Genomic DNA, 12300 nt, shown 5'->3' with positions numbered 1-12300 from the left:
GCGCCACAGCCCTCGAGACAGCGCCACAGCCCTCGAGACAGCGCCACAGCCCTCGAGACAGCGCCACAGCGAAAGCGCCCGGCCTATGGCCGGGCGCTTTCATCTCGGGGGCGGCGGACGGGGATCAATCGAAGGCCTGGGCGGGCATGATCGCTTCCACATGCATCACCAGCTCCTCGAGGATCTGGCGCTCACGATCGCCGAGCGCCACCTGGTTGAGCCGCTCGATCTCCCGGGCGAACCCCTTGAGGGTCAGGCCGGCCACGGCACCGTCGTTCATGCGCGCCCAGCGATAGGCCTCCCACTGGGCACGCTCCTCGCCCTCCAGGGTCTCCGGATAGCTGCGCGCCCGATAGCGGTAGAGCATCTCCTCCAGACGCGGATCCTGAAAGGCGAAGCGCGCTCCCACCAGATCCCAGGGGTCGCTGTCGCGCACCCGCTGCATCTGCTGGCGGTCCGCCGGCGAGAAGAAGCCGCCGGCATAGAGCATCAGGTCCGGGTCCTCGGGCCCGGCCGGCGGCGGGGCGGCAAACACCTCCGCCACCCGGGCCGCCACCTCCGGATGCTCCCGCAGCCGCTTCCAGTGCTCGCGGCAGGCGGCCATATCGAGCCCCAGCCGCGCCACGATCTCGCCATGCTCGCCCCGGTGGGGCCCCTCCACGTCCTTGAGCGCCGAGGCGGGGAAGAGGGCCGGGCACTTGTTGATGTGAACGACCTTCAGAGGGATTCGCGTCTCCCCCTCGGCCAGGTCGTCGTTGCTGACGAAGACCCGCTGGCGGATCTGCTCGGCGGAGAGGTCGAACAGCGGTGTCGGATCCACGGAGAGGTCGTAGACGATCACCCCGTTGGGGTTGGTGGGGTGCTCGGCCAGGGGCACCACCAGGGCGGCGCAGCCGCGGCTGGCCGGATAGCGCCGCGAGATATGCAGCAGCGGCTTGCGCCCCGCCACGTCGATCAGCTTGCCGACCGCGCGCTTGCCGCGCAGGCCCAGCAGGTAGTCGAAGAGCCTCGGGTTGGCCTCGCGCAGGCGCCTGGCCAGGGCGATGGTGGCGCGCACGTCGGCCAGGGCGTCATGGGCGCCCTGGTGGGCGATCCCGTTGGCCGCGGTCAGGTCTTCGAGGCGAAAGCTGGGGGCGCCGTCATCGCGGGTCGGCCACTCGATGCCGGCGGGGCGCAGGGCGTGGAAGGCGCGCACCACGTCGATCAGGTCCCAGCGGGAGTTGCCGTTCTGCCACTCCCGGGCGTAGGGGTCGATGAGGTTGCGATAGAAGAGGTGACGCGTTACCTCGTCATCGAAGCGCAGGCTGTTGTAGCCCACCGCGCAGGTGCCGGGCGCGCGCATCAGCGCCTCGATCTGGCCGGCGAACTCCGCCTCGGGCAGGCCGCGACGGCGGGCCTGCTGGGGCGTGATGCCGGTGATCAGACAGGCCTGGGGATGGGGCAGAAAGTCATCGGCGGGCTTGCAGAACCACTCCACCGGCTCGCCCACCTCGTTGAAGTCGGCGTCGGTGCGAATCGCGGCGAACTGGGCCGGGCGGTCCCGGCGCGGGTCGGCACCGAAGGTCTCGTAGTCGTGCCACAGGAAGGTCTGCGGGGCGTCAGGCGGCGCCATGGGCAAGGTCTCTCCGGCGAATCAGCATGGAGGCCACAGCCTAGCACAGCCCCGCGCTGCACTCAGCCGGGGGACCCCTTGGGCAGGGTCACGTTGAGCTCCAGCACCGAGCAGTTGTCCTCGCTGTCCAGGCTGATGTTGATGGCATCATCATCCACCTGAACGTAGCGGCGGATCACCTCCAGCAGCTCCTTCTCGAGCAGGGGCATGTAGTCGGGCTGCCCCCGCTGGCTGCGCTGGTGAGCCACGATGATCTGCAGCCGCTCCTTGGCGACCGACGCAGACTTCTTGCGCTCTCGCTTCAGGAATTCAAGCAGTTTCACCGACGACCTCCTCCGAACATGCGGCTCAGCAGGCCCTTCTTCTGATACTCGTGGAAGCGCAGGGGCACCTCCTCACCCAGCAGGCGCGCTACCGTATCGTTATAGGCCTGGCCGGCATCGCTGTTCGCGTCATGTGTGACCGGAATCCCCTGGTTGGAAGCCCGCAGCACCGCCTCGGACTCCGGGATCAGGCCGATCAGGTCGATGGCCAGGATCTCGCGAATATCCTCGAGGTTGAGCATATCGCCGCTGTCGACTCGCGAGGCGTTGTAGCGAGTGATCAGCAGGTGCTCCTTGATCGGCTCCTCGCCGCGCTCGGCGCGCCGGGTCTTGGAGGCGAGCAGGCCGAGGATGCGGTCGGAGTCGCGCACCGAGGAGACCTCGGGGTTGGTGACCACGATCGCCTCGTCGGCGAAGTACATGGCCAGCTGGGCGCCGCGCTCGATCCCCGCCGGGGAGTCGCAGAGGATGAAGTCGAAATCCTTGGCCAGGGTCTCGAGCACCTTCTCCACGCCCTCCAGGGTCAGGGCATCCTTGTCGCGGGTCTGGGAAGCCGGAAGGATATGCAGGTTGTCGACCCGCTTGTCGCGAATCAGCGCCTGGCTGAGCCCCGCCTCGCCCTGGATCACGTTGACCAGGTCATAGACCACCCGGCGCTCGCAGCCCATGATCAGGTCGAGGTTGCGCAGCCCCACGTCGAAGTCGATGACCGCAGTCTTGTTGCCGCGCAGCGCCAGACCGGTGGCGATGGCTGCCGCGCTGGTTGTCTTGCCGACGCCTCCCTTCCCGGAGGTCACAACGATGATCTTGGCCAAGAGTCGCTTCCTGTCTGTCGTTGAATGGTATTGGGGTAGCGCCCGGTCCGCCGAGGACTCAGGAGAGCGCGGTGATGCCGAGCTGATCCCCGTCGAGGCGTACCTGCACCGCACTGCCCAGCAGGCAGGGGTCGACATCCTCGAGACGCTTGTAGTTGCCGGCCACCGAGAGCAGTTCGGCGTGGAGCTCACGGCAGAAGATGCTCGCCAGGGGATCGCCGTGGATACCGGCCAGGGCGCGGCCGCGCAGGGCGCCGTAGACGTGCACGCTGCCCGCGGCCAGCACCTCGGCGCCGGCATTGACGGCCCCTACCACCACCAGGTCGCCCTCGGGGGCGGTCACCTGCTGGCCGGAACGCACCGTGCCGCGGAAGATCCTGCCGCCGCTGCCGACCCCGGGGGGGGAGGCCAGCGGCCCCTCCTCGATCGAGGCGTCGGGCTCCACCGGGGCCACGCTCTCCAGGGAGCGGGGGCGACCCGCATCGAGAGGCGGGAACCAGCCCAGCCCCAGCGCCCAGGCGGACTGCTTGACCGGGTCGGCCCCGCCGCGCACCGCGACGGGCAGCAGCTTGTGGGCGCGACATACCGCGCAGATCCGCTCCAGGGCCAGGTGGGGCTCATCGAGCCTCTCGACGCTGAGTACCACCGGCGTGTGCTGGAAGAAGGCCGGCGACTGGCTGAGCTTGCCGGCGAGCTGGTCGCGAATCTGCTCCGGGTCGGCGCTGGTCAGTTCCATGACCATCATCGGCAGCATGCCGCCCTTGAAGGTAAAGGCCAGGCTATCCCTGTCCACGTTGAGGCTCATTGCCGAACTCCACTCGGTGTTGGTCGGGGTAGAAATCAAAGCTAAGCGAGTCCCACTCCCCCTGCAACTGATGATACGCCCAGCGGCACGCCCCTGTCAGTGTCTCCAGTTGGCCACAGTCCGGACTTTTCCCCAGCGGCAGCGCATGCTTAGATACCGGTTGAGCCTCGGCACGACCTTCGTCCAAGGCCCTTGCCAGGCTAGACTGCACGACAACAACAGGCCGGCGCGTCCCGGTGCGTGATGCGCCCTTTATCAGGATCGCCCATGTCCGGACTCTTTCGTCGCCTCTTCGCTCCCCGCTGGCAGCACCCCGACCCTCGAGTACGCTGCCAGGCCGCTGCGCGCCTCGACGCCAGCCGTGACGACCACCGCCAGGCCCTGGAGCGGCTCGCCCATGACGAGGCCCCCGAGGTGCGCGCCGCCGCCCTGAGCCATCTGGATAGCCCCGAAACCCTGCTGGGGCTCTACCAGAGCGGCGGCGCCTCCCGTGAGCTTACCCAGCGCCTGGTGGCCCTGCTGGCCGGACGGGAGGGAAGCACGGAGCTGGACCAGCGAATCGCCCTGGTCGAGCGAATCGAGGCCCCCGCCCTGCTGGCCGAGCTCTGCCTGAACGGCGACAACCAGCAGCTGCGCCTGGCCGCCCTGGCCAGGCTCCAGGACGAACAGGCGCTGATCCGCCAGGCCTGCGACAACGGCATCGCCGCGGTGCGCCATGCCGCCGCTGCCAGGGTAGAGAGCGAGGAGGGGCTGGCCCGGCTGGCCCAGGAGGCCCGCCGCGACCGCCAGGTGATGCGCCAGGCCCGGGAGCGCCTGAACCGGCTGCGCGCCGATGCCGCGGAGCTGGCCGCCGCCCGAGAGCAGCGCGAGGCGCTGCTGAGCGACCTGGAACGGCATGCTGCCGCCCCCTGGGAGCCCCTCTATGCCGGCCGCTTTCGCCACCTGATGCGGGAGTGGGCCTCCCTCAAGGACCAGCCCGACGCCACCCAGGAGCGGCGCTACCAGGACGCCTGCCTGCGCTGTCGCAAGGTGGTCGGCGACCATGAAGCTCAGCAGCGCGCCAGCGAGGCCGCCGAGGCACGCCGCGAGAGCGCCGACCAGGCCCGTGAGGCCCTGATCGAGGCCCTCGAGGAGGGCCTCGACGCCCTGGCCCGCAGCGAAGTTGTCACGGCTCAGGATATCGCCAGCCTGCGCGCCCAGAAGCAGCTGCTGGCGCACCGCTGGCAGGCCTTCTCCGACCACCACCTGGCCGATGAGCAGCTGCGCCATCGCTACGATACGGCTCGTCAACGCTTCGACCGGGTCAGCCAGAGCTGGGTACGTTTCGATGAGCGCAGCACGGAGCTTCAGCGCGCCCTGACCGACGGCGACGACGAACGCCTCAGCGCCCTGGTAGAGACTCTGGAGTGGCCTGAGGAGCTCCCACCGGCGCCGCTGCTGCAGCGGGCACGACAGCAGCTGGAGCGACGCGCGACCCGCAGCGAGGACGAGGGAGAGCAGGCCGCTCGCCTGGGCAAGGAGCTGGACGAACTGGAGCAGCTGCTGGAGCGAGGCGCCTTCAAGGGCGCCAGCCGTCTCCATCAGCGCCTGCGCCAGGCCGCCGAGTCGCTCGCCCCCGCCAGCCGCCGCCCCCACGAAGCGCGCCTCAGGCAGCTCGGTGCCAGGCTGGCCGAGCTGCGCGACTGGCGCAGCTTTGTCGCCGGCCCCAAGCGCGACCAGCTGCTTCAGGCCATCGAGGCCCTCGCCGACGACCAGAGCGTGGCCGATGCGCCGCTGGACCGCCGCCACCGCCAGCTGATCAAGGAGTGGAAGGCTCTGGGCGACGCCGCCGCCAACCGCGAGCTGGCGACCCGCTTCCGCGCCGCCTCCGACCGTATTCACGAACGCCTGGCTCCCTGGCGCACCCGGCTCGACGAGGAGCGCCAGGCCAACCTGGCCACCCGAGAAGCCCTCTGCGAGCAGCTCGAGACCCTGCTTGCCCAGCCGGCGGAAAGCGCCGACCCCGATGCCCTGCGCGAGATCCGCGACCGCGCCCGGGACCAGTGGCGACGCGCCTCACCGGTACCCCGTGACCGGGCCGAGGCCATCGGCCGCCGCTTCGGGCGCATCCGCCACGCCCTCCAGGCGCTGATCGACGGCCGCGCCCGGGAGATCGCCGAAGCCAAACGCGAGCTTATCGAGCAGGCCCGCGGCCTGCTCGCCCAGGAGGGGCCACCGGCGCGCCGCGCCGAGCAGGTCAAGGCCCTGCAGCGCCAATGGCGCGAGCTGGGCCGGGCACCCAGGGGGGAGGAGCAGGCGCTATGGCGAGAGTTTCGCCACCTGTGCGACCAGGTCTTCGCCTCCCGCGAGGCCGAGCGAGACAGCCGTGCCCGACAGGCTCGGGAGCGCCTCGACGCCATGCAGGCGCTGATCGACCGCCTGGATGCCTGGCAGCCGGCCGGCAGCAGTGACGAAGGGACCCTGGATGCCGCCATCGCCGAAGCGGCCTCGCTGGAGCCACTCCCCGGCGGCCGCCGCACCGAGGGCATGCGGCGCCGCTGGTCGGGCATCATTCGTGCGCGTCGCGAACGCCTAGAGCGCCTCGCCGTGATCGAGGAGGTCCGGGCCTGGCGCGATACCCAGCCGCTGCTGCTCGCCCACCTCAAGGCCGATGCCGAGCGACTGGGTGGAGGCCCCCCGGGCGAGGTGCCGCTGCCGGAAGGCCTCGCCCTGGACGACGACATGCGTAGCGCCCACCGGAGGCGCAATGCGGCCCGCCAGGATCCACCGGGCGTTGAGGAGGTGGAAGAGCGCCTGGCCCGGGTACGCGTGCACCTCTCGCTGCTGGCGGTGGGCAGCGTCAGCCATCGAGACGAGCCGCTTCGCCTGGCGATCCAGGTAGAGCGCCTCAACGAGAACCTCGGCCGCGAGCTCTCCCGGGCCGAGGAGGTGCATGGCGTACTGCGTGACCTGCTGGCCACGGGGCCGGTGCCCCCCGAACTGTGGAGCCGTGAGGTGGGCGAGCTCGACCGCATGCTGGAGCGCCTGACCCGCCTGCCGCCGCCCTGAGGCCAGAACCCTTAGGCCAGAACAACAGAAGCGCGAGGGGTCACCTCGCGCTTCCGGGATGGCGGCTGCTCCCTGGCCGATCGGTGGCCAGGGAGGCAGAGAGCCGGACGATCAGCCCATGAACTGGCCGCCGTTGATGTCGATGTTGGCACCGGTGATGAAACCGGACTCCTCGTGGGCCAGGTAGGCCACCAGGCGACCGATCTCCTCCGGCTTGCCGTAGCGCTTGACCGGGATGGTCTCGCGGATGGACTCGCGCACCTTCTCGGGGATCTTCATGATCATATCGGTGGCAATGTAGCCCGGCGACACCGTGTTCACGGTGATGCCCTTGGTGGCGGTCTCCTGGGCCAGCGCCATGGTCAGGCCGTGCATGCCCGCCTTGGCGGCCGAGTAGTTCACCTGGCCGAACTGGCCCTTGCGGCCGTTGATGGAGGAGATGTTGATGATCCGGCCGTACTGCTTCTCCAGCATGGAATCGAGCACGCTGCGGCAGGTGTTGAAGACGCTGTTGAGGTTGGTGTCGATGACCTCGTGCCACTGCTCGGGCGTCATCTTCTTCATGGTGCCGTCGCGGGTGATGCCCGCACAGTTGACCAGCACCCCGATCGGGCCGTGCTTCGCCTCGATCTCCTTGACACCGCTGACGCAGGCCTCGTAGTCCACCAGGTCGACGCCGGCGATATCGATGTTGCTGTAGCCATCCGCCTTCTGGGCTTCGAGCCAGCTCTTGGCTTTCTCCGGGTTATGGTAGCCGGCGACCACCTGATAGCCCTCATCGGCCAGTGAGCGGCAGATTGCACTGCCGATCCCGCCGGTTCCCCCGGTCACCCAAGCAACGATTGCGTTGTTGGCCATTGTAACCTCCCTGATTGTCATGACGCTGTGCCCGGCCGGCTGGGCCGGGTCACCAATTGTTCTGTGGAACGTTGCCAGTTTGATGACAACCCGACCGAGTATGGACCAGGAACCGCTGCCGGGACGAGCGTTTGAACACGCCTCTTGACTAAAGGGGTAATCCCTGTAGAATATGCCTCACGTTGATGCGGGGTGGAGCAGTCTGGTAGCTCGTCGGGCTCATAACCCGAAGGTCATCGGTTCAAATCCGGTCCCCGCTACCAAACATCGCAAGAAGCCGGTTCCTCAGGGAGCCGGCTTTTTCGTGGGCGATCCCCCCTCGCCGACTCCCTCCCGTTTTCCACACGTCCCCTTGAATCCCGCCCTCGTCACCCGCATCTCTTGGACACATCCACTCGATCCCGGGAACCCCGACCATGCCCATCGTCGATCCGCGCACCGGCGAGCCTCTCGCCGCCGACACCCCCACCAGCGAAGCCGCCCAAGCCGCCGACGCCTCGATGCCCGAGGTGATCTTCGACGTCGACGCCGGCAATATCCAGCAGGTGCTGGAGCTCTCCATGCAGGTGCCGGTGCTGCTCGACTGCTGGGCGCCCTGGTGCGAGCCCTGCAAGAACCTGATGCCGGTGCTGGAGAAGCTGGCCCGTGAATATCGCGGGACCTTCCTGCTGGCCAAGCTCAACATCGACGAGAATCAGGAGATCGCCGCCCAGCTCGGCGTGCGCTCGGTCCCGGACGTCAAGCTGATCAGCCAGGGCGGGCTGGTCGACCACTTCCAGGGCGCCCTGCCCGAGAAGCAGATCCGCGAATGGCTGAGCCGCTATTTCCCGGCCCCCGAAGATGCCCCGGCCAGCCCCGAGGAGCAGGCCGCCGAGGCGCTGGCCGCCGGCGATGCCGCCACGGCCCGGGCCCTCTACGAAGAGCTCGCGCAGCAGAACCCCCAGCACTACCCCTACCAGGTGGAGCTGGCCCGGGCCCTGGTGGCCGAGGGTCGCGCCGCCGACGCCCGCGCCCTGCTCGACAATCTGCCCCCGGAGGAGCGCGACGCCGCGCCGGCCCGCGGGGTGCGCGCCAGCATCGAGTTCGGCGAGGAGGCCCCCGACGCCGAGGCGCTGGCCGCCCTGGGCGATCGCGACGACAGCGAGGCTCAGTACCTGCGCGCCCTGCGCAGCGTCGCCGACGGCGACTACGAGACGGGCCTCGAGGCCCTGCTGGCGCTGATGAAGGCCGACCGCGCCTGGGGCGACGATGCCGCCCGCAAGACCCTGCTGCGGGTCTTCGACGCCCTGGGCGCCGACCACCCGCTGACGGTCACCTACCGCCGCAAGCTGTTCGCCCTGCTCTACTGAGCTACCCGCCCAGCACCCCATCCAGCCGCGCCAGCGCCGCTTCCAGCTGGGTCGCCGTGGTGCCGAAGTTGAGCCGGGCGAACCCCGGCCAGCCGAAGTCGGCGCCGTCGGAGAGCGCCACTCCGGCACGCTCCAGCAGCGCACGCTGGGGCGAGTCCTCCCCGGCCAGCGCCGGGGATTCCCGCAGGTCGAGCCAGGCCAGGTAGGTGGACTCGGGCGCGCTCATCGTGACGCCCGGCCAGCGGGCCACCCGCTCCGCCAGGGCCCGGCGATGGTTGCGCAGCACCTCGAGCAGCGCCTGGCGCCAGGGGTCTCCCTGGCCGTAGGCCGCCTCGGCCGCCACCAGCCCCAGCACGTTGCCGTCCGGCACCAGCCCCTTGATCGCGGCGGCAAAGCGCCGCCGCAGGGTCGCGTCGGGAATCACCGCGCAGGCGGTGGTGAGCCCGGCCAGGTTGAAGGTCTTGGAGGGGGCCCAGAGGGTCAGGGTGCGCGCGGCAAGCTCCGGAAAGGCCACCGCCAGCGGCACATGGCGCGCCCCCTCCTCCAGCAGCAGGTCGCAGTGCAGCTCATCGGAGACCACGTACAGGCCGTGGCGCTCGACCAGCTCGGCCAGGCCGGCCAGCTCGTCGCGACGCCAGACCCGGCCGGTGGGGTTGTGGGGATGGCACCAGAGCAGCAGCCGGGTGCGCGGGGTGATCGCCGCCTCCAGTGCCGCGAGGTCGAGCCGCCAGGGCTCGCCCGGGGCCGCGGGTTCGGCCATCGCCGCCTGCTGGGGCGTGCGCCCGGTACGCTCGGCCACCTGCAGGAAGGGCGGATAGATCGGCGTCACGGTGAGCACCCCGTCGCCCGGCTCGGTCAGCGCCAGGCTGGCCAGATGCAGCGCCGGCACCACGCCGGGCAGCCACAGCTGCCAGTCAGGCTCGATGGGCCAGCCGTAGTGGCGCTCGCTCCAGGCGCAGAGGGTCTCGCGCAGGGAGTCCGGCACCAGGCCGTAGCCGAACACCCCGTGATCGACCCGGGCGCGCAGCGCCTCGAGCACCGCCGGGGGCGAGATGAAGTCCATGTCGGCGACCCACAGCGGCAGCACCTCCTCGCCGTAGCGGTGCCACTTCTGGGACGGCCAGTTGGACGGCCTGTTGGACGGCCCACCGTGTTGCAGGCCAGCGCCGGGGTGCCGCCGCTCCACGGGCGTGGCAAAATCGAAGGCCATGCGCTTACTCCTCGATGATCGGGATCACTGATGACCAAGACGATGCCCCAGGATGACTTCTATGCCAAGGTACGCCGCGGCCTGCCCGCCCTGATCGGCCAGTGGCTCGCCCTGGGCCAGGGCGAGCCCGACCGCCTGGCGCTGATCCTGGCCGAGACCGCCCGCGTGGCCGGCCTGGGGCAGCCGGCGGCGACCCCGGAGGGGGCGACCCTTGACGCCTGGAGCGCCCCGGAGGCCGGCGACGACGTGCCGCTCTGGGCGGCCCGCACCGCCGCCTTCCTGCTGATCCAGATGCCGGCACGGCCCAAGCCCCGAGGCGACGACGAGGCCTGCGCCTGGGCCTACTGCTGGCTGCGCAACCGCGACTTCGCCGACCACCAGAGCGCACACGCCGCTCTGCCGGACCACCTGCGCGAGCCCCTGGCCGCCGCTCTCAAGGCCGCCTGGCACGACCGCCAGGGCCTGCGGCTGATCTGACTCCCGGCCCTACACGACCACACAAGGAAGACAGGATGGACGTTCCCCTGAGCTGGCAGCTGGCCAAGCTTCTGGTCTCGATCGGCATGGTGCTGGGCCTCGGCGCCATCGCCGTGCGCGTCAGCCCCCGGGTCGCCGGGCTGCTGGCCGGCTATCCGCTGGGCACCGCCATCGCGCTCTTCTTCATCGGCCTGGAGCTCTCCACCGGGTTTGCCGCCGAGAGCGCGGTGCACACCCTGGCCGGCTTCACCGCCACCCTGGCGCTGGGCGGCGGCTACCTGCTGGCGGGGCGCCGCCCGGGCCTGCCCGGGGTGCTGGCCGGTACCGCCGCGGGCCTGGCCGCCTTCCTGGCGGTGAGCCTGCTGCTCACCCGGGTGGGGTTCGACCGCCTCACCGGCACCCTCACCACCCTGGCGGCCATCCTGCTCTTCACCTGGCTCTACCGGCGGGTGCCCGACAGCGCCGCGCGCCCCGGCGGGCGCTTCTCCTGGGCGGCACTGGGCGTGCGCGCCCTGCTCGCCGCCGCCATCATCTTCGTGATCACCGGCCTCGCCCACGTCCTGCCGGCGGCCTGGGCAGGCGTCATGGCGGCCTTCCCGGTCACCATGTTCCCCTTCCTGGTGATCCTGCATCTGACCCACGGCCCCGGCCCGGTGGCCACGGTGATCAAGCACTACCCGGCGGGTCTCGGCTCCCTGCTCAGCTACACCCTCTGCGTGTCGCTGGCCTACCCGGTGCTGGGGCTGGGCCTCGGCACCCTGGCCGGCTTCGCCGTGGCCACCCTCTGGCTGCTGGGCTGGACCCGCCTGCAGGCATGGCAGCAGGGCAGGCGCACCGCGCGAACTTGACCAAGCACTTGCTTGGGGCAAAGCTGTCCTGCCCGGATCACAACAACCGAAACGACAACAAGGAGCCCCCGCCATGTTCACCCGCACCGTCGAGCCCGCCTTCTACGACACCGATGCCCTGGGCCATATCAACAACACCCGGCTGCCCGCCTGGTTCGAACTGGCCCGCAACGACCTCTTCCGGCTCTTCACCCCGGACCTGGACCCGCGCCAGTGGCGGCTGATCATGGCCCGCATGGAGGTGGAGTACCTCGCCGAACTCCAGTACGGTAGCGAGATCGAGATCCGCACCTACGTCTCCCGGCTCGGCAACAGCTCCTTCACCGTCACCCAGGAGGCCCACCAGGAGGGCCGGATGACCAACATCGGCCGCACCGTGATGGTCCACTTCGACCACCAGGCCAAGAGGGCCGTACCCATCGAGGGCGAGCTGCGCGAGGCGCTGGAAGCCCACGTCCGCGAGGAGCCCGCCACCGCATGACCCCTGCCATCAAGCAGCTGGAGAAGGCCGGTATCGCCTTCACCCTGGCCGAGTACGCCCATGACCCGCGCAGCCCCGCCTACGGCGAGGAGGCGGCGCGGGCGCTTGGGCTCTCTCCCGACGAGGTGTTCAAGACCCTGCTCGCGAGGCTCGACGACGGCCGCCTGGCGGTAGCCATCGTGCCGGTCTCGGGCCGGCTCGACCTCAAGGCCCTGGCCCGGGCCGCCGGTGCCCGCCGGGCCGCCATGGCCGAGGCCGATGAGGCCCAGCGCGCCACCGGCTACCTGGTGGGCGGCATCAGCCCGCTGGGGCAGAAGCGCCGGCTGGCCACCTTCCTGGACGCCAGCGCCGAGCCCCTGCCCGCGATCCACGTCAGCGGCGGCCGTCGCGGCCTGGAGATCCGCCTGGCCCCCGCCGACCTGGTGCGCCTCACCGGCGCCCGACTGACGCCGCTGGCCCGGCGCTGAGCCGAAT

At 70.4% G+C, this 12300-nt stretch carries 12 protein-coding genes and 1 tRNA gene; 7 read left to right on the top strand and 6 right to left on the bottom strand.

The window, feature by feature from the left end; all coding sequences use genetic code 11:
* Positions 1-124: 124 nt before the first annotated feature.
* The 4 genes from sbcB to minC all read right to left on the bottom strand — a co-directional run bounded on the left by sbcB (position 125) and on the right by minC (position 3555).
* Positions 125-1612: an exodeoxyribonuclease I gene (gene sbcB, locus NHL60_RS02140; protein WP_253448377.1), complete on the bottom strand. Its 1488-nt coding sequence runs from the start codon at positions 1610-1612 to the stop codon at positions 125-127.
* A gap of 62 nt (positions 1613-1674) precedes the next feature.
* Positions 1675-1935, bottom strand: coding sequence for a cell division topological specificity factor MinE (gene minE, locus NHL60_RS02135; protein ID WP_253448374.1), 261 nt, complete (start codon positions 1933-1935; stop codon positions 1675-1677).
* Positions 1932-2750: a septum site-determining protein MinD gene (gene minD, locus NHL60_RS02130; RefSeq protein WP_253448370.1), complete on the bottom strand. Its 819-nt coding sequence runs from the start codon at positions 2748-2750 to the stop codon at positions 1932-1934. The genes minE and minD overlap by 4 nt, the downstream gene beginning before the upstream one ends.
* A 58-nt stretch (positions 2751-2808) precedes the next feature.
* Positions 2809-3555: a septum site-determining protein MinC gene (minC, locus tag NHL60_RS02125; RefSeq protein WP_253448367.1), complete on the bottom strand. Its 747-nt coding sequence runs from the start codon at positions 3553-3555 to the stop codon at positions 2809-2811.
* A gap of 267 nt (positions 3556-3822) precedes the next feature.
* Here minC and NHL60_RS02120 point away from each other — a divergent pair, with 267 nt between their 5' ends.
* On the top strand, positions 3823-6603 hold the full coding sequence (locus NHL60_RS02120) for a DUF349 domain-containing protein (RefSeq protein ID WP_253448364.1): 2781 nt from the start codon (positions 3823-3825) through the stop codon (positions 6601-6603).
* 111 nt (positions 6604-6714) lie between these two features.
* Here the strand turns inward: NHL60_RS02120 and phbB are convergent, their stop codons facing one another.
* Positions 6715-7461, bottom strand: a complete 747-nt coding sequence (gene phbB / locus NHL60_RS02115) for an acetoacetyl-CoA reductase (protein ID WP_253448361.1) — start codon at positions 7459-7461, stop codon at positions 6715-6717.
* 186 nt (positions 7462-7647) lie between these two features.
* Between phbB and NHL60_RS02110 the strand changes: the two genes are divergently transcribed.
* A tRNA-Met gene (locus NHL60_RS02110) sits at positions 7648-7724 on the top strand.
* A gap of 153 nt (positions 7725-7877) precedes the next feature.
* The gene (locus NHL60_RS02105; protein ID WP_253448358.1) at positions 7878-8810 is read left to right on the top strand and encodes a tetratricopeptide repeat protein; all 933 of its coding nucleotides are present in this window, start codon (positions 7878-7880) and stop codon (positions 8808-8810) included.
* A gap of 1 nt (position 8811) precedes the next feature.
* On the opposite strand, the gene NHL60_RS02100 is transcribed toward NHL60_RS02105, so the two are convergent.
* Positions 8812-10020 (bottom strand): MalY/PatB family protein, encoded by a 1209-nt coding sequence (locus tag NHL60_RS02100; RefSeq protein WP_253448355.1) that lies wholly within the window; start codon positions 10018-10020, stop codon positions 8812-8814.
* 42 nt (positions 10021-10062) lie between these two features.
* On the opposite strand from NHL60_RS02100, the gene NHL60_RS02095 reads away from it, so the two are divergent.
* From NHL60_RS02095 to ybaK, 4 genes are all read left to right on the top strand, one after another.
* Positions 10063-10497: a hypothetical protein gene (locus NHL60_RS02095; RefSeq protein WP_253451941.1), complete on the top strand. Its 435-nt coding sequence runs from the start codon at positions 10063-10065 to the stop codon at positions 10495-10497.
* Between the two features lie 35 nt (positions 10498-10532).
* Positions 10533-11345, top strand: a complete 813-nt coding sequence (locus NHL60_RS02090) for a hypothetical protein (RefSeq protein WP_253448352.1) — start codon at positions 10533-10535, stop codon at positions 11343-11345.
* Between the two features lie 73 nt (positions 11346-11418).
* Complete coding sequence (locus tag NHL60_RS02085; protein WP_253448349.1) at positions 11419-11826, top strand: thioesterase family protein; 408 nt, start codon at positions 11419-11421, stop codon at positions 11824-11826.
* Complete coding sequence (ybaK, locus tag NHL60_RS02080; protein WP_253448345.1) at positions 11823-12293, top strand: Cys-tRNA(Pro) deacylase; 471 nt, start codon at positions 11823-11825, stop codon at positions 12291-12293. The genes NHL60_RS02085 and ybaK overlap by 4 nt, the downstream gene beginning before the upstream one ends.
* Positions 12294-12300 lie beyond the last annotated feature (7 nt).

It is taken from the genome of Halomonas sp. Y3 (assembly GCF_024137965.1).
In the GTDB taxonomy this organism is placed as follows: domain Bacteria; phylum Pseudomonadota; class Gammaproteobacteria; order Pseudomonadales; family Halomonadaceae; genus Halomonas; species Halomonas mongoliensis.
This window is presented reverse-complemented; position numbering and strand designations above follow the sequence as displayed.